This window comes from Streptomyces sp. SAS_270 (genome assembly GCF_052543295.1).
This window is the reverse complement of record NZ_JBMNDS010000119.1, coordinates 1-24,449: the sequence shown is the minus strand read 5'-3', so window position 1 is coordinate 24,449 and position 24,449 is coordinate 1. Positions and strand designations below refer to the sequence as shown.

The window sequence follows — 24,449 nt, the reverse complement described above, 5'->3', positions numbered from 1 at the left end:
AAGAACCGACTCGCCGCCATCGAGCGCGAGACCGACGTTGCCTGAGAGCTGAGCACGTTTATCTGTACTTGGCTGAGCACTTCAGGGAGTACGCGGACACTTGTCGCCCCGTTCGAGAAAGGCCCGGGTGGTGGCGTGCCCGATTCCGCTGTTTCCGCCGATGATCAAAACAGAGCGCGACATGAAGATCCTTTACGCGAGTGCACCGAATCCGCAGCGGTGGGGAATGCGCTTTCGGTGATGTTGTCGCTGACCCTAGAACGGCAACCGGCGTGGCACGGGAACCCAAAGCATTCGCTTATGCTGCCGATGAGAACTGGCAGTTCTCATTTCTCTGCGGCAGGTGTATGGCATAGGAATGCCGTATGCGCTGACGTTCGTCAACTCCCATGAAATCTCTAGCGATTGAAGGAATGGGAAGATGGGTGAGTTGTCGAGGGTCGACTGTCAATGTGATCTGAATCCCACCTTCGGCCGTTATGTGAACGTTATGAATACCAATGAGACGCAGGCTTCGATCGTCCCCCGCATACTGCGGCAAGCTCGGGCGCGCCGTAACGCATCGGACATCCCAGGCTTCACGGCCACGTTCGGGGACAGAAGGGCCCCCGGAATCACCCAGGCCGAGGTGGCGAAACTGGCCGGTGTCAGTCGCCGCTGGTACAACGCCCTGGAGTCCGGCCGGTCGGCAAATTACTCCGAGGGCTTGCTGCAGGCGATCAGGCGGATCCTGGACCTGACGCCCGACGAATGGCACGTCGTCTACCGGGTCACCCAGGGGCGCACCCCGGCCGGAGCGCCGGTCAGCCCCCTTGCTGACTTGCTGCCGGAGACAATCCGCAACCTCGTAGAGCAGAGCCCGACGTGGGGCCTCTGGGTCACCGACCTCCGCTGGGACATCCTCGCCTGCAACTCCAAGACCCTAGAGATCTTTCCGTGGATGATGTACGGCCTGAACGTCATGGAATGGGCGCTCACCTGGCCCGAGGCTCGCACCCAGCTCATCGACTGGCAGGATGAATGGGCGCTGCCCATGATCGCCCAGCTCCGCGTGCACGCCGAGCAGTACCGCCATGACGAGCGCCTCCGAGAGGTCATCGACACTGTCCGAGGCGATGCTGTTGCCCGCAAACTATGGGACTCGCCGAATCTGCCGAGCCTGATCCATCCGGCATCGAACCGGCCGCGCCGCCTCTATCTTCCCCGGCAGGGCGGCACGGAGTTCGCTATACACCTGCTCGCCTTTACCCCCATGGAGCTACCGTCCTGCCGGCTACTGGCCATCATGCCGGCAGAAGGCGGATCGAGCAGCTTGGGGGGATTCCCGGTCGCGAGTTGAGGGGTCGGGGAGCGTGGCTTTGCTTCCTCGTCCGTCAAATGGTGGCGAGCCGTCAGATCGCGGCAGGATCCCTTAAAAGGGTGTGATGGTGATAGGTAATCACCATCCGCTCTGCAAGCGCGGGAGGGGCAACTCCCTTCGACGTCGACCAGTTGCGGTGAAGGGGCGACTTTCTAACTATCGAGCCCTCGGGCTTCTTTGCGAATTCGATCCGCAGACCTTCGTGAGCCTCGCGAAGCGCACCTATGTAGGGGGCGGCACCTCCAGCAGCAGGAAGGATGCGGCGATTTCGGAAAGGGATGTCGAGCAGGGGCAGGACCGCCACAAGCCGGGTAGCCGGTTCGCTCGGCCAGGAAGGGGATGCGGCCGAACGCGCCGTCCCAGCTTCGGTTCAACACGATTGGGTCCCCTGCCAGTTGGGCCTGGGTGTAGTCGATGTCACCGAGGACCTCGCCCTGTTCGGACATGAGGCTTCCCAGGGCTGGCTTTCAGCAAGGTTGTGCAAGCGCGTGGTCATCGATCGGTCGCAGAAGGATGCCAACCGCTGGCAGCTGTGCCTGACCGAGGAACAGATCGATTCGGTCGCCTACGGGCTGTATCTGCACCGGCTCGCCGTCTCCGAGGCCGAGGCCAACCGCTTCGCCCGCGACCACAACGTCGTCTTCCGGCCAGCCCCGGCGACACGGACACCCCCCGCGGTGCGTCTTGGGCCGCGCGCCGGCGACTTGGACAACGTGTGACCGCCGCGCGGCCAACGGGATTGGCTGCTGCCCTGCGCTGAACGGGAGGCGCAGGACCGGGGCCAGGCGTGTCGTTGAGGATTACTTCGGCTGCATACGCTCAACCTACAAGCGCGCGCAGGGTGCCTGTACTCCGTGGGCAGGCGAGGGGCTTTGGCCGGGTCGGTCGGTGCGATGGATCACCAGTCGGCGACGGGGCGCAGGACCCGCGCGTCCGTCGTACGAGCCTGCTCCCATCCCCAGAGGCGGTAGCCGTCCGGGAGATCGTCCAGCGGGTGGTGACTGCGCAGGCTGCACACGATGACGCTGCTGGACCGGAGCTGACCCGGCCAGCCGTCCGGCGGGTCTGTCTCCCGGAAGGGGTTCTCGGCCGCGATTCCGATCACCCATTCCTCGGGAGGCTTGGGCAGGTCAGCAGCTTCGCCGTCGGCCGCATCCGGCTCGTCGAAGGGGAACGGCTCGTGGGAGACGAGATAGCCGACGACTTCCAGCGGCAGCGGCTCGGCGAGCCAGTCCCGCGTGACGGCCTTCGCCGTCATGGGCCGGAAGTAGCCGGTGCCGACGGCGTCGAACTGCTCGAAGACGTGACGCAGCGGCTGGGTGTCCAGCGGGATGCCGGTGAGCTGGAACGACACGTGGCAGTGCTGGACCACGCGTGACGGGTGGCTGGATACGTCCGCGGCCAGTGTGTAAAACCCTCCGCCCTGGATGGTGTCGACGTAGGTCACCTTCTCCGTGTGGTGCACGTCGTCCTCGTCCAGGTCGTCGTAGCGCTCCTTCCAGGCGCGCAGCGTGTCGAGGAATTCGCGGGCGCCCACGCCGTGCCAGTTACGGGTGGCCTGCTGGATGGCCCACTGGGGCTGGGAGGTGGTCCAGCCCAGCGAGGTCAGGGCGAACAGGAGGTCGGCGAGCCCGTTCTCGTCGAACGCGCCGATCGGCAGATCGAGACACACCCCGTTTCCGTCGGCCGGCACCCAGTCCACATCCGGCAGCTCCTGGGCGAACACTAGGTCGGTGAAGCCTCCGTCACCCGCGACATGTGCCATCGGGACAAGGCCGGTGTCGAGAAGCCTGAGGTCGGAGGCGGGCAGGTCGGCGGAGAGGCGCGGGCTGCGCCGCCGGGGTTTGGCGCCAGCGGCCAGGTGCACGCGGCCGTGGGTGACGAGGTCCTCCCGCTTGCGGTGCAGCAGCCCTGCCACGGAACCGGGCGCGGCGAGCAACGCGGTCAGTTCCTCCTCCCCGAGCAGGAGGACCAGCTCCTCACCGCGGCACTTCGCCGCCTCCTCGATCACCGTGTCGGTGAACCCCGATACGCTCACGATCACACCGACTACCCGGGACGATGCCGCCCGCTGCAACCGCCGGAAGACGGCGTCGAAAACGTCCACGTCGGCCGGGGCGTTCTGCCACTTCGCCTCGATCAGGTACCAAACGTCGCCGTAGCTGGCCACGAGGTCGGTCTGACGCGGCGTCGCGATGCCCGCATCACGATCGACACGGAAATGTGCCTGCCGGAAGAGCCGCTCCAGCAACTGCTCGAACTTCCGGCCTCGTTGGTGCGCGTTCGTCACCGCTCGCAGAAGTTCGAAGTCTGCCCACAACGTTCCCTGCGGCATCGCCACCCCTTCACGAGGCCATGAACCTCACGGCACGGCAGCAGGGTGACACAGGAGCAGGCACTGCACCGGACCTGACGCGATCGTCGCGGCCGGTCGTTCGTCTCGACCAACGCCACCAGCCCGATGCGGGATCTGCTGGTCAACCTGTTGAAACGGCCGTCGGATCGCTAACGTGCTGCCATGGCATCAAGTCTGGGCACGGCGGTGGAAGAGATCTCGGCGATCGGCCGGGGCGAGCCCGGATGGGAGACGGCCGTGATCAGGGCCGCGCGCCTCATCGACGCGCAGTGGCTGACGAAGGAGTGGGAGTGGAGACGCCATCTCGCACTGCAGAGCCTGGCGCTAATCCTGTTCGCGCTCGACCGCGATGAGCAACTGGACGACACCGCTACCCTGATGGCCCTCGCCGCGTATGTGCACACACCGCGCTGTGAGCACTACGGCATGGACCTTCTGCGCACAGCGGACGCGCTGCCCGCCACGCGCGCACTGTTCGCCGAGCGCCTCCCCGACAACGGCGGACCGCTCAGCCGCCTGATCACCACCCTGACGACGCCCCAAGAGGTCTGGGCAGTGGACTTGCCGTCCATGGACAACCCCGACTTCCGCATGCCGCTGGCCCCCGCCCTGGAGTGGCTCGACCGTGCTCTCCCAACGGCCCAGGCGGGCTAGAAGAGGGAACTGCCCTCACCTAGGAGCATGCAGCGCTGAGGGGTTTAGCTCCGCAGCGTGGGCTCCTGGCGGTGATTCCGACGCGGATGTTGCTGGTGTGCGGCGCCCAGCTCTTCATGCCAGCGTCGCCGTAGGCGACTGGAGCGGTTCGGCAAGTTCCGGGTGATCGCCTCGTGAGTAGGACTGGAGCAGATCGGCGATCGGACCGCGGTGCGCCAGGGCGTCGATTTGGACGGTGTCCAGGACGAGGTTGACGGGGGGGTGGATGACCGGAGGCGGTGCGGGGTGGGGCCAGCTGCTTCGGTGGCCAGGCGGCGTCTACCGATCCGTTATCCCGTCAGCGTCGACAGTTGGATACTCACATATGCCAAACCCCAAGTTACCGCCATCCGGACAAAGATGGGGAGTGAAAGCGACCGTCTACCGAGCCGTTCTCCAGCGACGTTGCCGTCCTGGCGGGCATGTGCGCGCCGGATGCCTCCGGTGGGACGGCAGGTGCGGGTAGGGGGCACATGAAGACGACGCGAACCACGGGCGCCCGGCACAGTCGGGTGCCGGGGCGCTTACATGGTGGCGAGGAGGTCGCCGTGTTCGAGAGCCTTACCCAGGATGGCGGAGATCTCTTCGGGGAGCAGGTTTACCTCGGCGATGGCTTCGGGCGTGAGGGGAAGTTCGTCGAGGATGTACTCGCCGCGGTCGTCCCGCTGGAACTCGGGGCCACTGCGGTCGGCGAAGTTCCACTGCTGGATGCGGGCAAGATAGACGTACTCGGTTTCGCCGCTGGGGTTTGTCATCTGGTGGAACAGGCGGATGACGGCGGCCTTGCCGGCGATCTCCTCTTGGATCTCTCGCAGGAGCGCGGCCTCGTGGTCCGTGTCAGTGGCTTCGACTCCGCCGCCGACGAGTACCCAGTAAGGGTCCCTTCCGGGGCGGATGCGTTTCATCAGGAGTGTGGTGCCGGTCGGGGTGATCAGAACGGCGCGGACGCGGTCCTTCATAGTGTGGGGCTCCTTTGCTGGTGGGGCAGTTGGGTCAGTGGAGGATCCAGCCTCCGTCGATGTGCAACGACTGGCCGGTGATGAACGATGCGGACGGCCCGGCGAGGAACGCGACGGCGGCGGCCACGTCGTCGGGCTGGCCTCTGCGGGGCACGCACTGGCGGGCGATCTGGTCCTCGGGGCGTGCGCGGTGATGTTCGGGCAGGGTGTTCTCGGCGTCGACTTGGATCGCTCCCGGGAGCACAGTGTTCACGCAGATGCCGTGAGGGCCAAGTTCCCTGGCCAGGGATCGGGTGAGGCCCAGCAGTCCTGCTTTGGCGGTGCTGTAGGCCGTCAGTCCGGGACGTCCGGCGCGGGCGTTGACGCTGGAGATGTTGATGATGCGGCCCCACTGGTGGCGGATCATCGCAGGGGTGACGGCGTGGCTGGTGCGGTAGTGGATCGTCAGGTTGAGGTCGAGCGCGTGCGTCCAGGCGGTCTCGTCGGTCTCGTCCCAGGGCAAGCGCGGATAGGCGCCGGCGTTGTTGACCAGGATGCCCACGGGGCCGACTTCGCTGGCGACCTGGCTGAGCATCAGGGCGACTGCTTCTGGGCTGGTGAGGTCGGCGCTGACCTCTATGCCGTCAGCTCCGAACCGGCGTACCTCGTCCAGGACGGTGCGGGCCGGGCCGATCTGTGCGAAGTGGCCGATGGCGACGGTGGCACCGGCTCCGGCGAGAGCTCGGGCGGTGGCCGCGCCGATCCCGGTCGCAGCGCCGGTGACGAGGGCGACGCGCCCTTGGAGGGGGCGGGCGGCGAGAGGGAGTTCGAGGAGGGGCGCGGTCACGGGAGCTCCACGGGTGCTGTGAGGGCGGGCAGAGGGTTGGTGCGGGTGAAGAACCCGGAGCCCGCCAGGTGCTGGGCCTGGGCGAGCTTGGCCAGGAGCAGCAGCAGGTCGGCAGGGGTGAGGAGGTAGGGCGGGATGACGCCGAGGATGCGGAGGGTCAAGAACGGGCTGAGGGCGTCGAGCCGGTGGCCAGGGGGCAGGGCGGCTGCGTCGCCGAGGTCGGTGGTGAGGCGGTGGAGCAGCCGCGTGAGGGCCACGTGCCGGCCCGCGCCGGTGGGCCAGGTGTAGTGCAGGTCAAGGCGCCGGTGCCGGGCGGACAGTTCAGCATGGTCGACCGTGGGGAGGGCGGCCGGGGTCAGGTGCAGGGGCAGGGTGCGGGTGTAGACATCGGGCTGGTAGGTGGGGATGAGCCAGCCTCCGAGGCCGAGCAGGTACCACAGCAGGTTGGCGATCTCGCCAGGAAGGGTGTTGCGGCCAGCGTGCTCGAAGTCGAGCCAGCACGCGCCCGCGCAGCTGGTAGCGATGTTGGGTTCGGTGGGATCGCCTTGGGTGAGGGCGGTCGCCCACTCACGGTCGGGGTGCAGCCCGGCGCGGGCAGTCGCGATCGCGGCGGGCAGGTCGAGGCGGAAAGGGAGGCCGTTAACGGTGGCGGTGTAGGCGGTGAGCGCGCGCACGGGGAGGCGTTCACCGGTGCGGGAATCGGTGAACGTGAGGTCGTGGTGGAGGAACCACGTGTCGACGCGCCCACCGGGGCGGATGCGGTCGGTGTAGAGAGCGGGCGTGCACGCGGACAGCGCGGTGGTGCGGCCAGTCGTGTTGGCCGCGGCGATCAGGTCGTCGCAGACGGCGTCGATGAGGTCGCCGACATCGCCGACGGGCGCTTGGCCATGGTCGGCGAGCGCGATGAGGTCGCCCAGCAGGAGGCGGCAGCGGCCGGAGGCGAAGACGTCCTCGTACGTGATCACTTCGGTGGCGTTGTCGATCGTGGCCCGGCCCAGGAGGGCGGGGGTCTGCATACGGCCGGCCACCTGCCGCCAGCCGGACTCCTCAGCAGTTGCCCGCACGGTGGGGAGGGTCTTACGGAAGACGGGATGAGCCGGGCTGGTCATGCTCCCGCCGCGACGGTCGGCATGGTTTCCATCCAGCGTCCGAGGACGAGCTGGGCGAGTTCCTGGGCGGCGGCGCGGTCGGTACGTGCTGTCGAGACCATGCCGTTGTCCGGCTCGCGCTCGCCCGGGCCGAGCACGAGGAGGTTGAGCGCCTCGGTGTCCCCGCCCTGTTCGATGCCGTCGAAGCGGAGGAGGACCTTGGCCAGCAGCGCCGTCACCTTGAACAGGGCACGCAGGTCCGGAGTCCCCTTCAGGAGCTGGCGGCGGATCTCGACGGCGGACTCCACTCCGGCTTTCAGGCTCGCCGCGACGTCGTCGGCGAGTGACGGGGCGGGGATCGTCACGCCTGGGCGTACCCACAGCGGAAGCAGAGCGCCGGCGCCGAGGAGCGCCAGGACGTGCAGTAGGCGCGAAGTGACCGCGCCGACGCGGCATTCGGCCAGGCTCAGGACGGTCAGACCGAGCTTGACCTCGCCGAGGTCATGCTGGACCTCAGCGAGGGCCTGGCGCAGGGCGGAGGTCTTTTCGGGCTCGGCGATGACGAACACGTCCAGGTCGGACCAGCCGTGCTGGTATTTGCCCCGGGCACCGCTGCCGGTGACGGCCAGCAGGTCGATCAACGGAACGGCACCGCTGGTGATCCGCTCCAGCAGCGTGGTGAGGAAAACCTCCAACGATACGGGCAGGCCAAGGGTGTTGACCGGATTGGTGGCGGGGACGACGGTGCTCCAGACCGCATTGAGTGCCATCAGGTCGAGCTGCCGCTCCAGCATGAGGCGGGAGCCGTTGTTGTCCACCACACGGTCGGCGATGGCGCGGATCAGCTCCGCGCCCCGGGCGGACTTCACCACGTCCCGGACAGTTACGTCGTCCGGCCCCGCGGCTCCCCGAAGTGCCCGGAGCTCGGCGTCGGTCTCCACGTAGGTGATGGCCAGCTGGTCTCCGAGCATGCGGCGTAGCTCGGCGGTCACCTCGAACTCGTGCAGGGACTCCAGGGTGAAGCGGTCGTGGAAGCGGTGGGCGCACGCGTAACGGTCCAGGCCGTCCAAGAGGAGTTCGGCGCGCACCACGGGCGACAGTGCGTAGGGGGCGTCGAGCCCGGCACGCCGGGCGGCGTCGTCGATCAGGTAGCCGATCTTCAGCCGGGCATAGCCGTGTCGGGTACGCAGATACTCACCCGCCGTACTCTTGCCGCTCTCGGACATCCCGCCGAGCGCGACGACGCGGACACCACGCAGACAGCCTGCCGGTATCAGCGCGGTGCGGGCACGCAGGCGGCGGCGCAGGTCGTCCTGGACCGCGACCACGGGGCGTGAATCGACGACGATGACCTCGGCGAAGCGGCCTTCACGGATCAGACGGTGGATCTGCAGGTGCAGATGGTGCTGGTAGTCGCCGTATGGCGGGGTGACGGACTCCTCGTGGGACAGCGCTCGGGCCGTGCCGATCACCGGGTCCTCATGGTGGAGCAGCAGCATGCCGTACTCTCCGGCCTCTGCGGCCCTCAGGTCCCGGGCGTACGGCTCCAGCAGTGCACGGGCACGGTCAGCCGCGTCCTCGCACGACAGCCCTTCGCGCACCGCTACGGTGGAGGCCACGGACGCCTCCAGCATCGGGATGCCCCGATCCATCAGCCGTACCCCCGCGCCTTGGACGCAGTGCCGCGACCGCTGCAGGTAGGAGGCGGCCAACACGTCGGTGATCTCCTCGACACAGCCGTCGTAGAACCACCAGCCGCTCATGCCGCCCTGCTTGATCGCCTCCCAGCGGTCATCGTGCGCGTCCAACGGCCCGGTCGCCACGGCGCCGGAGCCGATCCGGCGGGCCAAGATGCCAAGCTGCTTGGTCTTGCCCGTGTTGTCCGCGCCGCTCAGCGCAATGGTCAGCACGTCGTCGCCCACTCTGAGCCTCCGAACTGGTCTCTCCCGACCCGGTACCGGACTGGCCCGGGGAGGTGAGTACACCCAACGGCCGCCACGGGAACCAGCGTTCGAAGGTCATGCGGGGGTCATGCAGCTGCCGCGTTCCGCTCCCCGCCGAGACCGTCGAGTGCTGAGATAGAGAGGTGGACGCGTTCCCCCAGCACCCGCTCGCCCTCGCCCGGTCCCTTCACGGCCTGTCCCAAAACGGTCTCGCCGAAGGGATCAAGGAAGCAGCGCGCCGCCGCGACCGCAGAGCCGGAACGACCAAACAGCAGGTATCCGTGTGGGAACGCCCCGGGGCCCGAGCGCCTGACCCCTGGTACCAACTGCTGATCGCCGATGTCTTCGGCATCGACTCCGACCTTGTCACCCCGCTCGGTTGGCCGTACTGGCTGCCCGGCAACGAGGCGCCCGTCCCCCTGGGCACAGGAGCGACGGTCACCGCCCTCAGAGAGGCCCAACGCCGCACCATGCTCAACCGTCGCACCCTCCTCGGACTCGCCCCCGCCACACTCGCGGCCCTCGCACAGCAATGGGCCACCCTCGACCCCGCCCTGGCCGCCTCAGCCGCCAACGGCCAGACCGTCGCTCCAGAGTTCGTCACCTGGCTGGAAACCAGCGTCCAGCACCTCACCACCATGGCCACCGCAGACCGCCAGCACACCGCCCAACTCCTCGACAGCTACTACGACACGGTCGTCGGCCTCCTCGAAAACGCCCGCTACGACGAAGCGACCGGCACCCGCCTCCACGTCCTGGCCTCCGCCCTCGGCCAGACGATCGGATGGCACCGCTTCGACCACGAACACCACACCGCCGCTGGCCACTACTGGAGCGCCGCCCTACACGCTGCCCACCAAGCCGGCGACACCGACCGCGGCGCCGGAGTCCTCGCCGACCTCGCCTACCAGAGCATCTGGCTCGGCCAGGCCGCCCCCGCCATCGATGTCCTCGACTACGCCCTCAAACGGACCCAGGACCCCACCGCCCGCTCCCTGCTCCACCTGCGCAAAGCCAGGGCCCTGGCCATGAACGGCGAACCCCGCGCCTGCCGACGCGCCCTCGACGCCGCTGAACACGCACTCAACACCGGCACCGCCACACCACCAGCATGGTGCTCTTGGATGAGCCCCGCCGATCTCGCCGTCGACTCCGGCCGTTGCCTCATCGACCTCGGCGAAACCCGGCCCGCCCTGAACCAGATCACCCAGGGCGTAGCCCTGCTGCCCATCTCCCGGAACAAGTCCCGGGTGGTATTCCTCGCCTACGAAGCCGAAAGCCTCTTGGACCAAAGCGAAATCGACCACAGCGCCTCCACCGCCCATGAGGCACTTACCCTCGCGCAGCAGATCGGCGCTTCCCGCTGTGTCCGCCAGATCAGCGACCTCGCACCCCGCTTCACGCCCCACCGCCAAGTCCCGGGCGTCGAACAGCTCCTCCACTCCGTACGCACGGCGGCATGACCGCGGTGCTGGAACGCCATCACGGTCATGCCCGCAGGAACAGCCCGCCCTGCGACCAGTACAGGTGGCACTGAAGCCCACTGCCTTCATTGTGGAACACGCTTTGCGTTCGCGGCCTGCCAATTCGGCATGACTCGTTGCTCGTACAGGCGGACCGAGGGGCGCGTTCGGCTTGTCGGCACAGGTCATCGTCCAGCGTTGACGCGTTCATCGCGGCGATTTCCTTCGACGAGAATCGTGCAGGCTCATGCCGTGTTCCACGGGCGGTGGGGTTTGCGGGTTCAGTTACGCAGTTCCCAGGGGAAGGACGGCGGGAAGCTGACGTAGATCATGCGGGTCTGAATCGGCCTGTTCCCACAGGTCAGTGCGTTGGCGGAGGCAGGGAGGCGTCGGAGTCGGCCAGAAGCCGGTCGAAGAATGCACTCACGGCGTCCTCGGCTCCTGACCGCATGAGCTCGTAGCCGCCGAACCGGTAGACCTCGTAGCCCTTGAGCCGCAAGGCGCGATCCTCCGCGACCATGACGGAGTAGAGGTCCGGCGCCGCCGTCCATGACTCCTGCCCCGCAAGGGAGGCTTGCTGACGGGCGTAGTGGTGCCTTCCGTCGACCTCGATGACGATCCGGACGCGGTTTGGGAGTAGGAGCAGGAAGTCCATGCGCTCGCGGTTCAACGGCCCTTGCCCGCCCCGCTCGCGCCGCGTGTAGGGGTCGTAGTGCAGGTGCACTTCCGGGATGAGTGCCGGCTGGTCAATGCCGTCCGGCCGCCCGTAGCGGGAGCAATAGGTGATGAACAGCTTCTGGGCGGGCGGCGAGGTGACAGGAACGGCGGCGAAGAGGCGTTTGTAGAGGGTGCGGCCTAGAGCGGCCGGATCACTCGCATCCACCTCACCTGCGGTGTCGGCGAAGGCGCTGGTGGTCGGCCACCAGTCGAGCATGTGCCGCCAGGTCAGGCCCTGGCTGGTGAGGGGCCGGTCGTAGAAGAGCCAGTGCTCGGCGTTCGCGGTGATCTCCAGGTAGTTACCTACCGAGTCGTCGAGCACCATCTCCGGCTTGGGTCCGGTCCCGGCGAAGATGAGGTTGCGGAACTCTCCGGAGGTGCCGCGGGGGCCCAGCTGGGCGAGTTCCTCCTCCAGCCGTTCGCTGCCGAGTTGTTCGACGATTTTCCGGGCCAGGTCTACCAGCTCGGCGAGTCCGTGGTTCTCCAGGAGGGCCCGAACGTATTTGGCTTTGCCGCCGCCGTTCCAGTTTCTAGGGTCCGGGGCGTCGAGGCCGAGGCGGCGGCAAAACCCAGGCAGTTCGTGCCAGGTGGCAGCGCTCTCCAGCACGTCGGTGATCGCGCTGCGTAGCTGTTCCGGCCGGAGCGGGGAGTTCATCGGCTCGCCTCGAAGGGTATCGGGACGCCCGCCGTCGCGCGGGAGGCATTCACGACCTTCGACAAGCTCAACTCCTCGTCTCCTCCGCAACGTTGGGGCATGTGCGATCGATGTCCCGCCTGTTGTTACCCAGGGGGCATTCTGCCTAAGCGGGCGGGATGGTGGCGCGGATCCGCACCGTCGGACTCCGGGGCCCTCGCGGGCCGTCGGCACGGCGCGCAGTGACGAGCCCTTGGCGACCTGTGTGCGCTGACGCTCGATCTCATCGTGCTGGGCGGCCAGCCGGGAGATCGCCAGAACTTTGAACTCGTTCAGTTGGGGCGGCTGTTCATCGCGGGTGACGATCCGCTTCTTCAGCTCGTCGACCTGCTGTTCGAACCGGTCGACCTGGGCGTCCCGCGGGTCGACGGTCGCTCCAGCGTCCCGGAGTTCGCCCAGTCGGTGGATCAACTCTTCGGCGAGGTGCTGGTAGGGCCCGGACCTGGAGGTGCCGTCGCGGTTGTTCTTGGGGTAGAAGCCGGTGCTGGTGACGCCGGCCGTGGCGGCGAGGGCTTTCAGGTCGGCTCTGCCGCCGGGCGGGAGGTCGCCGGGCAGGATGCGCTCCATGGCGCGCGCATCGCCGCCTCGTTACGGGCCTTGTCCGTCTCGGTCAGCCGGGCCCCGCTCAGTTCCTCCCATCCGATGCAGCGGCGGCGTCGATCGCGGCGACGACCCGCAGGGTGCGCTCGTGTTCGGGCATCAGTCGCTGCTTCTCGCCCTTGGCGATTGACGGCGGGGGCTGGCGTGATGGCGTCGATACTCTGGGCCTGTCCGGCCCAGACGGGGCGATGGCAAGGGTGGTGCGTGGCTTGCGGACAGCGAGCTGTGCCGCACATCCCCACCAGCGGCTTCTTCGCCTCAGGGGTGCCGGCCAGCCGCTGGCACAGGGCCTTGGCCGGGTCGCGGAACCAGCAGAAGTTCGCCAGCACGACATGGAGGGTCCCCGCGAGCTTGCGCAGCAGGTTCTCCAGTGCCGGTCGTCGTGGAGGATCTTCGGATTGGTGCGGGCGGCATCCGCCAGAGCGGTGCCGATGTGGGCGAATGGGTCGATGAGGTCGTGGGCGCCGGGCCTCGTGGAATGCCCTTACGGTCAGTTCCAGATGCTCCGCTTCCTCCGAAGCCTCGACCTCCGCGTGGGTTGGTCATGAAGTGCTGTGTCTCAGACAGCGGCCGAGGTCTTGTCCACGGCTGCGGTGGTGAGGGATGCGGGTGGGAGCGGTCATGGAGGTGGTCTTCCTGCCCTGGGCGGTGAGGGAATCAAGGGGTAGGAATCAGGCCCAGCCGAGTTCTGTGTAGGGGCGTCCGTGCTGGATACCGTCGATGGCGGCCCGGGCGTAGGCGACGGTGGGCTCGGGGAGGGTGTCGGCGGGCCACCAGCTCCAGCTGACGCACTTGTCCGGCTCCAGGACCTGAGGTTCGCCCTGCCATGTTCGGGCCCGGAAGACCAGCTGGAGGCGAGGCTGCGCGCCGGGAGTGTCGACGAGGTGGACGGCGTGCACGAGTGCGACGTCCTCAGCCTTGATCACCAACCCGGCCTCCTCCCAAGCCTCCCGGATCAGGCAGGCGATGGCGGATTCCCGTTCGCAGTGACCGGCCAGGAAATGGTGCTCCAGGGGCGCGTAGGCTGAGTCGGGATGCCGCAACCCGAGCAGGATCTCGCCGTCCCGTTCCAGGTACAGATGGACGCCGATAACGTTCGGCACCGTCTTTGTGCCAGCATCGCGTACGCGCAGCACCGGCAACTGGCCGACGGCACTGTCGCCAGCGCGCGGGCCGTCCTGGTGGTGGTGGATGACGGCGGTGGTCTTGGGGTCCATGGTCAGATATGGGATCTGGTTGGGATCGGTCCAGCGCAGCATGATCCCCTCGGTTAGGGACAGCCGGGCGGGGTCGCCGTTCCACTTCCCGGTGTACACCTGGATCCGGCTGGTGGGCCCGCCGTCGGCGTCGGTGTTCTCGATGACCGCGAGTGGGACGAGGTCGGGGATGTGCAGGCTGGCCTCTTCCATCAGTTCGCGGGCGATCGTGTCGTCGAGGCTTTCGCCGGGTTCGGGATGGCCTCCGAGCAGGGACCACTGTCCGGCGCTGCAGATGTTCTTGTTGGCGTCCCGCAGATGCAGCAGGTAGTGGCCGTCCTCGTTGACGAGCAGCGCCGCCGTGGTCGTGGTTTGAGCTGGTGCGGTCACGGGATCCTCCATCTGTACGGCGGGTAACTGGTGGGGTCGTCGCGCCCCGGGGCCGGGGTGCGACGACGGTTGTAATTGAGTCAGCGGTCGGTGGATAGGGCCAGAAGTTCGGCGAATAGACCACCGCCGTGGGCGAGTTCGTCGTACGTCCCGTGTTCGGCGATCCGGCCGTGTTTCATCACGATGATCCGGTCGGCGATCTTGGTATTGACCAGCTGGTGGGTCACCACGATCGTGATCCGGCCTGCAGCGATGGTCTTGATCTCTTCCAGGATGGCGTGCTCGCCGCGGGCGTCCATCTGGCTGGTCGGCTCGTCCAGGATCAGCAGGCTTGACCTGCGATACAGGGCCCGCGCGCACGCTAGACGCTGCCACTGCCCGCCGGAGAGTTCCGTCCCGCCCCACAGCTCCCGGGCCAATAGCGTGTCCAGGCCGTCGCGGAGTTCCTCGACGGCGTCCCGCAGCCCGACCTCCTCCAGGGCCCGCCACACCAGGTCGTCGCCCGCTTCGCGGGGCTGGCCGAGGGTGACGTTGTCGCGGACGGACAGGGGCCACTGGGCGAAGTTTTGCGGCACCAGCCCGGACAGGTCCCACAGGCTGTCGGGGTCGAGGTCGGCGACGTCGCGTCCGTTCCAGGAGACGCTGCCCTTGTCGGCCAGGAAGATGGCGGCGAGCAGCCGGGTGAGAGTGGACTTCCCCGAGCCGTTCTCGCCGACCACGGCGAGGATTTCGCCGCTGCGCACCGCCAGCGACACTTCCGCCACGGCCGGGGCGTCCTTGCCCGGATACCGGTAGACGGCCTCGTCGAGGCGGATCTCTTCCACCGGCTGTCTCGGTGTGAACTCGCCTCGGTCTGGAGCGCGTTCGGTGGCGTAGTCGAGGAATCCGCCCATGTCCGCGAGATAGAGGGACGTGTGGAACATGGCTGCGCCGTAGATGACGAGCTGGCTGAGGGCGGCGAGCGCGGTCTGCACCGCGACGACCGCAGTCGCGGCGATCGACGGCTCGATCCGCCCACTGGCCGCCAGCCAGGCCAGACCCGCCCAGGTGGCGACGAGGAAGATGCCGCCAATCGCCGAACTGACCAGCACGATCCGCAGCATCTTCGGCGCCGCGGCGAGGGTGCGCGCGTCGATCCGCTCAGAGATCGACCGGTACCAGAACACCAGATACGAGGTCATGCCGTTGGCACGGATCTCGTCGGTGAACTTCACGCTGGTCGCCCAGCCGCGCAGGTTCTGCCGAACATTGCGGTCGCCCACGTTGGCGTAGTGGGTCTCGTAGCTGACACGGGCATGCAGGACGGCGCCCACGCCGGCGGGGACGACGGCGAGCAGCAACAGCGGCAGCAACAGCGGGTGCAGCACCGACAGCACCCCGCTCGCGCTGACCATACGGACGACAGCGGCGGTGAACCGGGTAGCGTCCTGCACCATCACGTGGCTGCGGACCACCCCCATCTCCGCCGCCTCTTGCCGGTCCGCGCAGCCGCCCTCCGCCCGCGCAGCGGCCTCCATCCGGCACACCGCCGCCACCAGGGCGCAGTCGGACTCGGTCGTCAACCGTGGGGTGATCCGGCCGTCCGCGTATGAGGACAGCGCGGTCGCCACCCGTCCTGCCGCTGACGCGCAGGTGATGACCAGCAGGGCCGGCAGCGCCTGGTGGAGCCGGTCGGCCACCTCGCCGTCGGCCAGGATCCAGCGCATCGCACGGGATGTGGCGGTGAGCAGAACGGCGGCACTGACCCCGATGGCCAGCTGGCAACCCGCCAGCAGCAGCACGGCCCGTCGGTCGATGTCCCACGCCATCCGTGCGGTCTGAGCCAGCACCGACGGAAGCCGCCGGCACATCTGCGCAAACGTCGCGTCCGTCAGTGGGTTCTTGGCGTGCCGGCCGCTGTAGCGCAGCTCGGCAGGCGGTGGAGGGGGCAACCGGCGCGGTGCTGCAGTATCAGGCGCCGGAGAGGTGGGCTCGGCGCTCACCGGTCACCTCCCCTCGCCCTGTCCGTAAACCGGGAGGCAGACCCAAACGGCCGTGAGGCCGTCGGGTGTTCATTCGGGGCAGCCTGAACGACAGGCAACTGGGCACCTCCAGCGCCAACTTGGGGGATGGCTGATGATGACCGGAACAACGACGTGATGTCCGTCTTCGAACGCACGTTTTGAGTCGTATCCCCAGCCGCCCAATCTCGCGGTTGGCATGCTCGTGGCCGTTGATTCAGGCGAGTCCACCGCATAGCGGTGGTGGCCGAAACGCCGAGGGCCGATACGGATGGGGCCGATGAGGTGGGTGGGACGAGGGCTGGTTCGGTTCGCGATCGAACTCGGAGCGGCTTGATCAGCATGGCGGCCGACCAGTTAGGCATTGGCCCTTCTTATCGCTGCCGCAGTCGCGCTCGAAGTTGCATCTGGCGATCTTGATGTGTCGAGGTGGTGTCATGGCCTTTCCAGAGGGTGCTGATGATGTTGTGCGGTGCGTTTGGGTACCGCCGTGGCACTTGGCGGTCCGGCATGAGAGCGGTCCTGCGGCAAGCCGGGGCTTCACGGTGTGGCCGCGAAGCCTGAGGAGATCTCCGTGGCTTGGTCGTGGCCGGTATGGCAGAGAGCGGTCTCAGCCAGCCCCGGCTCGAGCCACGCCTTTCTTCGATGATGTGAGCGCCGTCGGTGCGGCCGCACAGGTCGAAAGCGCCGATTGGCACCACGTGCAGACCGTTACCTCGGTTGGTCCGGGTGAGGTTCTTTGCTGCCGCGGTGCCTGGTGGCGGCTGCCTGTGTGCGTCGACGCGAGATGCCCTGCGCTCGCTCCAGCCAGCGCAGCAGTTCCTGCAACTGGCTGACCAGCACCAGCAGGTGTTCGTACGCGAGGTCCGCCCGCGGCCGGGAGTTGGAGCGGGCCTCGGTCCGCTCAATCAGTTCGCGGAGTTCGGAGCGTTCCTTGTCGCCGAGCGCTGCGGTGAGGGTGCGGGCGTGCGGGATCAGGGTGGGGGCGAGCTCCTTCAGTGTGGTGAGAGTGTCGGCGACGGCACGTGGGGCGGAGACGATGCCCCGGTTCGCGATGCTGTCCAGCTCCCGCCGCGCCTCGACCAACAGCGCGGACACATCCGTGTCGGCCGTACGTACGGCGGGAGTTGTGCTCGTCATGGAGGTGCTCCGTGTCGGTTGAGGAGGGAGTGGGGAAGGGAAGGTCGTGGCGGGTGATCTGCTTCACGGTCAGCCGCGCTGTCGGCAGGCTCCACACGACGGGTGGAGCTTGGACCAGGCGGCAGGTTCTGGAGACAGGCAGGCCGTCGGGATTCCCCGCAGCTCGCTGTGGTGTTTGAGGGCGCAGGTGCCTGGAAGTTAGGCGGCTGTGCTGGTGGGGAGGAAGAGCGAGGTCTTGGCGGCGAGTCGTTCGGACCACTGGATGAGAGGAGCGCCCAGTTCGGTTTCGGCGAGGCGTTGGCGCTGGACCTCGCCAGTTCCGGCGGGCGAGTAGGTGTGCTGGACGTCCCGCCAGAGCCGCTGGAGGGGGTAGTCCGTTCGTAGGGCGTGGGCGCCGTGCAGTTCCATGGCGTCCTGACCGGATTCGACGGCCCATTTGTGGTTGAGGTACTTGGAGTTGATGAGTTCGCCGTCGCAACTCTGGCCGTGATCGAGCATGCGCACGGCCTGGTGGGCGAGTTCGCGGCAGGCCATCAGCCGGGACTTCATGGCACCGATCCGGTCACGGAGGACGGGAAGGTCGGCGAGGGTGCCGTTGTAGCGGCGGCGTCCCTCAAGGAAGCTGGCGGCGCATTCCATGATCGCTTCGTGGACGCCGAGGGATACCGCGGCGAGGTTGGGCCGGCCGTAGAGGATGCTGCTGCTGTAGGCGATGTCTTTGCCGTCGCCTACTTCGCCGATCACGTTGGCTTCAGGTATTCGTACGCTGTCGAAGGTGAGTTTGCCGAAGCTGAAGCCGTGGAGGCCGAGGGTGGGCCGGTGCGGTTCGACAGTCAGTCCGTCGCGGTCGTGTTCGACGAGGAAGGCGGTCAGGGCGCGGGAGCCGGCCTTCTCGGCGGAGGCGGTGCGGACCACGACGCAGTGGACATGGGCGATGTGGCTGTTGCCGATGTGAATCTTGCTACCGTCGATGATCCAGTCGGTGCCGTCGCGGCGGGCGGTCGTCTCCATGCCGAGCACATGGCTGCCGGTCTCCTCTTCGGTCACCGCGATCGACAGCAGCGTGTCCCCGGAGGCGACCTGGGGCAGCAACAGGGCCTTCTGCTCGTCGCTGCCGAAGTGGATGATCATCGATACGGGCAGCTGGCTCGCCTGCAGAATGGTACCGGCCGCGCCTGAGGCTCGCGCCATGCTCTGGATCATGAGGGTCTTGGCGAGATGTCCCGCGTGCATGCCGCCGTACTGGGGGCGGGGGATCGTGGCGCCGAACCAGCCCTGCTCGGCCATGAGCAGGGCCAGGTCGTGTTCCACGGCGTGAGGAGAGGACTCCATGCGCTGGACTCGGGGGGTGACTTCCGCGGCGGCGAACTCGTCGAAGTGCTGGACCAGGGCTTCGTAGTCGGGCGTGAGATCCGGAGTCGTTGACGACATCGTGGGCATGTTGTCTCCCCCTCGGGGTGGTGGTCGCGGGTGATGCGGCCGGGCGCACGGGTGCTGCTACTGCGGCTGGGTACGCAGGGGGAGGGCGTCCATGAGGAGGCCCCCGAGGTGCCCGACGAGCTGCCAGTACTCGCGGGCTGTGGAACGCGGCTGGGGTTCGGGGCTGATGAAGCAGACGGTGCCCCGCGCCTTGTTGGTGTGCTCGTCGATGAGGGGCGCGCCGGCGTAGAAACGAACGCCGAACTCGTCGATCACCGGGTTGCTGGCGAACTCGGCGTAGGCGAGGGTGTCGTGCAGGACGAACGGCTGGCCTAGCGTGGCGACGTGGGGGCAGAACCCGTGGGTGTACGGCATGCTGCGGCCGAGCAGGGGAAGGTCGCTGCCGGTGGGGTTGGCCACGCCGACGAACACCTGCTCGCGCTCGCCGAACAGGTTGACGATGCCGTAGGGGGTGCGGGCCGCATCCGCCACCGTCTGGGCGAAGGCGTCGAGCGCGCCGATGGGAGGAGCGGCCGGGTCGAAGCCAGCCGGCAACTGCGCCTGCCAGTCGGGGAGCTGGCTCTGGGCGAGCAGGGCGGACGGCTGGCCGGCTCTGGGGCCGGAGGTGTCGTTCACAGGGGGGCTCCTTGGAGTACGTGCATGCGATTGCGTTGGCGGAAGAGTGCGTGTTCGACGAGGTGGAACAGCACGTCGGCCACGGACGCGGTGCTGCGGGCGTCGCAGAGCAAGACCGGCACCCCGTCGGATAGTTTGAGGGCGGCGCGGACTTCGTCCGGGGTATAGCGGTGGGCGCCGTCGAATTCGTTGACCGCGACCAGGAAGGGCGTGCCGCGTTCCTCGAAGTAGTCGACCGCGGGCCAGCAGTCCTCCAGTCTCCGGGTGTCGGCCAGGACGACCGCGGCGGTTGCTCCCCGGGTGAGCTCGTCCCACATGAAGAAGAAGCGGTCCTGTCCGGGAGTGCCGAACAGCAGCAGGACCACGTTCGCCGGTGGGGGGAAGGTGCGGCGGCCGAAGTCCATGGCGACCGTGGTTGCCGTTTTGTCGGCCAGGAGGGAAAGGTCGTCGACGTCCTCGGAGGCCGAGGTCATCAGCGCCTCCGTGCGCAGCGGCGTAATTTCCGAGACGGCCGCGACGAACGTCGTCTTGCCGACGCCGAACCCTCCTGCCACGACGACCTTCGCCGCGGCGAGAGTGCTAGCACGAAGGGGCAGCGGCAGGTTCGACGGCGAGGTTGCGGAGTCCCTCAAGGACGGCCTCCAGAAGTGAGATCTCGGCGGGGGCGCCGGGTCTTGACGCAACGGTGATCAGTGCACCGGCGTCGATGAGCCGGGACAGGATGACTTTGGTGATCTGCAGGGGGACCTCGATCAGGGCGGCGATCTCGGCGACCGTTGTCGGCTGTCCCCGGCACACCTCGATGGCACGCTGGGTTTCCGGTCCGAGCGTGATGGCCACCCCGACGTCCTCGGCCACCAGCATCGTCTGCACTTCCAGCGGATGGCTGGGCGTTGTCTGGCCGTCGGTCAGGACGTAAAGGCCGGGAACCTCGGCGTCCTCGCAGGTCCATGCCGGACCGCCGAAGTCCTCCATATCACTGGCCGGCACCGGGTTGAGCTCCGTTGACACGTGCCGGCGTGCTCAGCCGTTCCCCCATCCGCCTGATGGTCTGCACCATCTCGTAGGCGACGGCGCCCTCGTCCGCCTCTCCCGTGGTCCACGTCCCCAGGACGCTTTCAACGAGTGCCGGATCCCGTCCGGCACTGAGCGACACCTCCGCCGGCACGCCGCGTCCGGAGCGCATCACGATCGCGGAGAACGTCTTGTGCTTCATCAGGACCTGCTCCAGGTCCCGGCCCGTGCTGCCGTTGAGCTCGGCGACACCGTGCGCCACGCCGTGCAACCCGGAGATCACCGCGGCCATCCGGTCGGCCTTGGTCTCCGCTTCCTTCTCGTCGCTGTCCAAGCCCGCGTAGGCCAGCACCAGGCCGTCCCGCGAGGCCAGCACCGCCCCCACCACATGGGGCAGGCTGACCAGCGGCTCGAACAGCCAGCCCAGGACCTGCCCAGGCCGCCTTGTGCTCGTCTCGTCGGTCATCGAAAATCTCCGTATCTCCGTACCGGGTACGGTCGGCGCCACGGCGAACCGGGCGCGGTGCGTGGGGGATTGAGGTAGCGCTTCTCTAGCCCGTGGGCGAGTCCGGCTCTGCTATGAACTGCTGTGTGACGGCGGTTTGCCAGTCCTGCTCCGCACGGCGGGTGGCGCCAGTGATGTTGGACACGAAGTCCGCTTGGGGCGGGACGGGCGGGTCCTCGCGTGGCTCACCGACGGCGGGTTCTTGGCGGGGCTCCTGCTGTTTGGGGCGTTGGGGAAGCTCTGGCCTCGTGCCGGGTGGGGTGCTGGGTGTCGCCGAGGCCATGTGGGCAGATGGGACAGCGGCTCTTTCCGACGCGCGCACCGGAGCCTGCTGGGGCACCGCAGGAGCCGAGTCCCCCGCTACCGCGATGCCCAGGCGAGGCCCGCTCACGGCCCGCGGCCTTGGGCCGCCGCGGGCTGCGCCGGCGGCGGACGACGCCGGGACGCTTCCGGTCCGGCTTCCAGACACCGCCGCCCGGTCCGGCCCGATCTCGCCCGGCTTTTCCAGCAGGCTCCAGGGCACCACGACGAGGGCTGTCGTACCGCCGGTTATGTTCCTGCGCAGCTCGACCTTGATGCCGTACCGGCGGGCGAGCTTCGCGACCACCAGCAGCCCGACCTGACGCTGCCTGAGCCGCTCGGACAGGTCCGAAGCCTGCGGATCGGCCAGCAGGCGGTTGGACTCGCTCAGCACATCGTCGTTGAAGCCCCAGCCCCGATCCTCGATCTCCACCGCCAGCCCGGCGCCTACCGGTTCGACCCGCATGAACACCTTCGTCTCGGGCGGCGAGCACAGCGTCGCGTTCTCGGCCAGCTCGGACAGAATCTGGATCACGTCAGGGCCTGCAACACCAGGAACCTGCGCGACCACCTGGGGCAGAGGGATACGCACCCGCGCGTACTTCTCGATCTCTCCGGCGGCCCCGCGCAACACGTCCAGTACCGGGACCGGCTGCGCTACCTGTCGCGACTTCGTACCACCCAGCACCGCCAGGCGACCCGCCGACCGACGGATGCGCCTGAGCAGGTTGGCCAGATCGAACAGGGTGTGCAGCTCGTCGGGATCCGACACGTGCTTCGTTCGTTCCGTCACGATGCCCAGGGAGCGCACGACGAGCGTCTGAAGGCCCCCCGCGAGGTAGACGAGCGTCGACGCCAGCTCGACCTGCCTCCGGTTCACCACCGCCATCCACGCCGCTCCGTTCGCCCCGATCAGCAAAGCCTCCAACTCGCGCCACGGATCGTTCGACGGTTCGACCGGCATCTTCGAGCCGAAGCCGGGAAACTCGGGCTGTTCACCGCGATCGAGCTGCTCCAGCAACACGCTGATGCTCTTCCGGCCGTCCTCGGCCAGGGACTTGTACCGGCGAAGCCAGCCGTGGACACGGTCGTCGTAGCTGGAGCGCTGCCGGTGCAGCTTGCCCGCCATTCTGATGGCCAGGCGGTCGATGACGACGATCACGCCGCCGCAGCCCAGCGCGGCTGCGGACACCAGCCATCCCGCAGGAATGCCACCGCGTGCGTGGGCTGCCCACGCCGAGGACAGCACCACCACAGTGAGTACGGGGCCGAGCACCATCAGCCGCAGCCGAACTCGCAACCCCTTCTCAGTGTTGAGGGGCTCAGCCCCGCGTCCACGCCGTCGGTGACTTTTTGGATGCGGGCATGACAGATCAGGCATGGGTGACCTCGCGGAACGTGGCCTTGACGGGGAGGGACGGGTGGCCGGCAGCGGCCCGGGGACGGGAACAGCGGCGACCAAGCCAGGGTTCGGGCGGGAGTGGCCGCCGGGGCACGCGCACCAGACCGCAGCCGACGGGGGAGACGGCGTACGGTCCGGGCCCACGAGGGCGCCCCGACGGCCGGTCTATATGCGGATCTCGCTGATCGTCTCGGCCACACTCTGCACGACGCGGCTGATGGACGGAGCGAGCGAGCTGCCGTGGAGATACAAGCTGAGGAGCACGGCCGCCATTGCGTGGCCGGCCTTGCGGCCGCCTTTCCGGTTCAGCAGCCACACCGTGACGGCCAGCACAACACCCAGGGGGACAGTGACGCTCACGGAATTGGTTTTCTGCTGGGCGAGTGCGTCCGGGAGGCCCCGCGTTGCCAATCGGGTCGGCGGCAATACCTCGCGCGGCTGCGGGACTTGAAGCGTCGGCGCGCGCGAAGGATGGCGCACCTGCGCAGATGGTGACCGCATTGGTCCGTGCGCGGCCGAGATGGGCCGTCATGCCGGCTAAGGCGGGAAACGGGGTAGGCACGATGTCCTCCGGGGGCGCAGACTTGTCGTCTCGCGTCATGTCCGCGACGCCCGGGTGACCGTTTCCGGCCTTCGTTGATTTTACAGGTAAACCAGGGAAGTAATCGACGTTCTCAGGCCATACGCCTGTGAAAAATTCGTGGTGTACAAGGGTGTTGGCGCCCAGATCGGGAAATACCGCTGCGTGGCATGCTCGGTTCGATCGCGGCTAGGAAGGGTGCCGGCAAACGAGGTGTTGCATAACTGCCGTCGTGCTCACCTCCACGGCATCGAGGAGATCCCGTTCCACCTTGTGCGGCATTGCGCCGCATCCCAGCCCAGCGGAGGCGACGGCCTCGGTCAGCCTGCGCTCTTCTGCTGCGGTCATCTCTCTGGAACAGGCGGCGTGCGAGAGGACGTCTCGCGCGACGTACCCGTCTTTGACACGCACCGTGTCGTTCAAGAGTCGACGGGCGACCTCGGCCTGACTGGAATGCGGGGAGAGGTCGAGGACGGTCAGCCCAACGCGTGTGCGGAAGACGGCCAGTTCGGGGCCGGTATCGAGGCTCAGGTACTCCGCTGTCATCTTCTCGCCCGCGTCTTCCGACGCCCTTTCGCCGACTATGAGGCAGAGCACCGTAAGACACGCCGCAACGGGGTGTTCCCAGGCTTCGGTTAGCGTGCTCTCGTCGATGATCCGTCGTGCCGGGGCGGGGTCTCCATTGAGGCAGCGCGTCACGATTTCCACCTGGCGGCCGTCGAGGAGGCGACGGCCAATTCCTTTGTGCTGCGCAGCATGCGCCCGTGCGCGGTCCCATTGATTGGCTGCGACGAGCGCACGCGTTCCATCGCCCAGCAGCACCGTCCACAGCCACTGGCACACGGTCTGGTGATCCTCTGCTGTGGCCGTGAGATTCCGGAACGATACGGGGCGATCCTCAAAGACCAGATCAGTCTTGCTCCTTACCGCTCGGTTCAGGGTGTCGAGCAGTCGGTAGGCACGTTCCCCTTCGCCGTCGCGGATGTGCAGACGGGCAAGGTTGACGAGGGGTTCCAGGGCGTACCGCGCTTCCTGCGCGCCCAACGGCTGGGCGCGCAGGAAGATCTCGGCGTGGCGCCAGCACAGCCTGCGTGCCAGGCTCGGAAGACCGCAGTCACTGGCGATCAGGGCCGACTTGTTCATCGCGGTGGCCGCCTGGCTGAGACCG

General features: G+C 67.8%; 21 protein-coding genes. 4 read left to right on the top strand and 17 right to left on the bottom strand.

What is annotated here, in order from left to right; genetic code table 11:
- Positions 1-421: 421 nt before the first annotated feature.
- Positions 422-1,339: an MmyB family transcriptional regulator gene (locus ACN6LB_RS42935; RefSeq protein ID WP_445030635.1), complete on the top strand. Its 918-nt coding sequence runs from the start codon at positions 422-424 to the stop codon at positions 1,337-1,339.
- Positions 1,340-1,848: 509 nt separating this feature from the next.
- A complete protein-coding gene (locus tag ACN6LB_RS42930) occupies positions 1,849-2,079 on the top strand; it encodes a DUF6417 family protein (protein ID WP_445030634.1) in 231 nt (76 codons plus the stop codon).
- Positions 2,080-2,258: 179 nt separating this feature from the next.
- On the opposite strand, the gene ACN6LB_RS42925 is transcribed toward ACN6LB_RS42930, so the two are convergent.
- A complete protein-coding gene (locus ACN6LB_RS42925; RefSeq protein WP_445030633.1) occupies positions 2,259-3,695 on the bottom strand; it encodes a restriction endonuclease in 1,437 nt (478 codons plus the stop codon).
- 183 nt (positions 3,696-3,878) lie between these two features.
- Here ACN6LB_RS42925 and ACN6LB_RS42920 point away from each other — a divergent pair, with 183 nt between their 5' ends.
- Entirely contained in the window at positions 3,879-4,370 is a 492-nt protein-coding gene (locus tag ACN6LB_RS42920) for a hypothetical protein (RefSeq protein ID WP_445030632.1), read from the top strand.
- A gap of 563 nt (positions 4,371-4,933) precedes the next feature.
- Here ACN6LB_RS42920 and ACN6LB_RS42915 read toward each other — a convergent pair.
- Genes ACN6LB_RS42915 through ACN6LB_RS42900 form a run of 4 tightly spaced genes read right to left on the bottom strand, consistent with a single transcriptional unit; the run spans position 4,934 to position 9,204 of the window.
- A complete protein-coding gene (locus ACN6LB_RS42915; protein WP_445030631.1) occupies positions 4,934-5,368 on the bottom strand; it encodes an NUDIX hydrolase in 435 nt (144 codons plus the stop codon).
- A 34-nt stretch (positions 5,369-5,402) separates the two neighbouring features.
- Complete coding sequence (locus ACN6LB_RS42910) at positions 5,403-6,194, bottom strand: SDR family NAD(P)-dependent oxidoreductase (protein WP_445030630.1); 792 nt, start codon at positions 6,192-6,194, stop codon at positions 5,403-5,405.
- Positions 6,191-7,303 carry a hypothetical protein gene (locus ACN6LB_RS42905; protein WP_445030629.1) on the bottom strand — a complete coding sequence of 371 codons (1,113 nt, stop codon included), beginning with the start codon at positions 7,301-7,303 and terminating at the stop codon, positions 6,191-6,193. The genes ACN6LB_RS42910 and ACN6LB_RS42905 overlap by 4 nt, the downstream gene beginning before the upstream one ends.
- Positions 7,300-9,204, bottom strand: coding sequence for a nucleotidyltransferase domain-containing protein (locus ACN6LB_RS42900; protein WP_445030628.1), 1,905 nt, complete (start codon positions 9,202-9,204; stop codon positions 7,300-7,302). Before ACN6LB_RS42900 ends, ACN6LB_RS42905 begins: the two co-directional genes overlap by 4 nt.
- Positions 9,205-9,368: 164 nt before the next feature.
- On the opposite strand from ACN6LB_RS42900, the gene ACN6LB_RS42895 reads away from it, so the two are divergent.
- On the top strand, positions 9,369-10,688 hold the full coding sequence (locus ACN6LB_RS42895) for an XRE family transcriptional regulator (RefSeq protein ID WP_445030627.1): 1,320 nt from the start codon (positions 9,369-9,371) through the stop codon (positions 10,686-10,688).
- Between the two features lie 361 nt (positions 10,689-11,049).
- Here the strand turns inward: ACN6LB_RS42895 and ACN6LB_RS42890 are convergent, their stop codons facing one another.
- From ACN6LB_RS42890 to ACN6LB_RS42835, 12 genes are all read right to left on the bottom strand, one after another.
- A complete protein-coding gene (locus tag ACN6LB_RS42890; RefSeq protein WP_445030626.1) occupies positions 11,050-12,666 on the bottom strand; it encodes a hypothetical protein in 1,617 nt (538 codons plus the stop codon).
- Between the two features lie 704 nt (positions 12,667-13,370).
- Positions 13,371-14,285 carry an NUDIX hydrolase gene (locus tag ACN6LB_RS42885; RefSeq protein ID WP_445030625.1) on the bottom strand — a complete coding sequence of 305 codons (915 nt, stop codon included), beginning with the start codon at positions 14,283-14,285 and terminating at the stop codon, positions 13,371-13,373.
- Positions 14,286-14,365: 80 nt separating this feature from the next.
- Positions 14,366-16,267, bottom strand: coding sequence for an ATP-binding cassette domain-containing protein (locus ACN6LB_RS42880; protein ID WP_445030624.1), 1,902 nt, complete (start codon positions 16,265-16,267; stop codon positions 14,366-14,368).
- Between the two features lie 729 nt (positions 16,268-16,996).
- Positions 16,997-17,425 carry a hypothetical protein gene (locus ACN6LB_RS42875; RefSeq protein WP_445030623.1) on the bottom strand — a complete coding sequence of 143 codons (429 nt, stop codon included), beginning with the start codon at positions 17,423-17,425 and terminating at the stop codon, positions 16,997-16,999.
- Between the two features lie 198 nt (positions 17,426-17,623).
- Positions 17,624-18,856 (bottom strand): acyl-CoA dehydrogenase family protein, encoded by a 1,233-nt coding sequence (locus ACN6LB_RS42870; RefSeq protein ID WP_445030622.1) that lies wholly within the window; start codon positions 18,854-18,856, stop codon positions 17,624-17,626.
- Between the two features lie 66 nt (positions 18,857-18,922).
- Positions 18,923-19,480 carry a GAF domain-containing protein gene (locus ACN6LB_RS42865; protein ID WP_445030621.1) on the bottom strand — a complete coding sequence of 186 codons (558 nt, stop codon included), beginning with the start codon at positions 19,478-19,480 and terminating at the stop codon, positions 18,923-18,925.
- Positions 19,477-20,112: a GTP-binding protein gene (locus tag ACN6LB_RS42860; protein WP_445030620.1), complete on the bottom strand. Its 636-nt coding sequence runs from the start codon at positions 20,110-20,112 to the stop codon at positions 19,477-19,479. The genes ACN6LB_RS42865 and ACN6LB_RS42860 overlap by 4 nt, the downstream gene beginning before the upstream one ends.
- Positions 20,060-20,470, bottom strand: coding sequence for a DUF742 domain-containing protein (locus ACN6LB_RS42855; RefSeq protein ID WP_445030619.1), 411 nt, complete (start codon positions 20,468-20,470; stop codon positions 20,060-20,062). The genes ACN6LB_RS42860 and ACN6LB_RS42855 overlap by 53 nt, the downstream gene beginning before the upstream one ends.
- Positions 20,457-20,960, bottom strand: coding sequence for a roadblock/LC7 domain-containing protein (locus ACN6LB_RS42850; protein ID WP_445030618.1), 504 nt, complete (start codon positions 20,958-20,960; stop codon positions 20,457-20,459). The genes ACN6LB_RS42855 and ACN6LB_RS42850 overlap by 14 nt, the downstream gene beginning before the upstream one ends.
- A gap of 85 nt (positions 20,961-21,045) precedes the next feature.
- Positions 21,046-22,578, bottom strand: a complete 1,533-nt coding sequence (locus ACN6LB_RS42845) for an ATP-binding protein (protein WP_445030617.1) — start codon at positions 22,576-22,578, stop codon at positions 21,046-21,048.
- Positions 22,579-22,866: 288 nt separating this feature from the next.
- The gene (locus ACN6LB_RS42840) at positions 22,867-23,061 is read right to left on the bottom strand and encodes a hypothetical protein (RefSeq protein ID WP_445030616.1); all 195 of its coding nucleotides are present in this window, start codon (positions 23,059-23,061) and stop codon (positions 22,867-22,869) included.
- Between the two features lie 409 nt (positions 23,062-23,470).
- Positions 23,471-24,449 (bottom strand): hypothetical protein (locus ACN6LB_RS42835; protein ID WP_445030615.1); only part of this gene is annotated, 979 nt, incomplete at its 5' end.

Bases quoted from the DNA above. Each gene is read 5' to 3' on its own strand.
- ACN6LB_RS42935 (WP_445030635.1), top strand. From the start codon at position 422: ATGGGTGAGTTGTCGAGGGTCGACTGTCAATGTGATCTGAATCCCACC.
- ACN6LB_RS42925 (WP_445030633.1), bottom strand. From the start codon at position 3,695: ATGCCGCAGGGAACGTTGTGGGCAGACTTCGAACTTCTGCGAGCGGTG.
- ACN6LB_RS42920 (WP_445030632.1), top strand. From the start codon at position 3,879: ATGGCATCAAGTCTGGGCACGGCGGTGGAAGAGATCTCGGCGATCGGC.
- ACN6LB_RS42915 (WP_445030631.1), bottom strand. From the start codon at position 5,368: ATGAAGGACCGCGTCCGCGCCGTTCTGATCACCCCGACCGGCACCACA.
- ACN6LB_RS42905 (WP_445030629.1), bottom strand. From the start codon at position 7,303: ATGACCAGCCCGGCTCATCCCGTCTTCCGTAAGACCCTCCCCACCGTG.
- ACN6LB_RS42890 (WP_445030626.1), bottom strand. From the start codon at position 12,666: ATGGAGCGCATCCTGCCCGGCGACCTCCCGCCCGGCGGCAGAGCCGAC.
- ACN6LB_RS42875 (WP_445030623.1), bottom strand. From the start codon at position 17,425: ATGACGAGCACAACTCCCGCCGTACGTACGGCCGACACGGATGTGTCC.
- ACN6LB_RS42870 (WP_445030622.1), bottom strand. From the start codon at position 18,856: ATGTCGTCAACGACTCCGGATCTCACGCCCGACTACGAAGCCCTGGTC.
- ACN6LB_RS42850 (WP_445030618.1), bottom strand. From the start codon at position 20,960: ATGACCGACGAGACGAGCACAAGGCGGCCTGGGCAGGTCCTGGGCTGG.
- ACN6LB_RS42845 (WP_445030617.1), bottom strand. From the start codon at position 22,578: ATGGTGCTCGGCCCCGTACTCACTGTGGTGGTGCTGTCCTCGGCGTGG.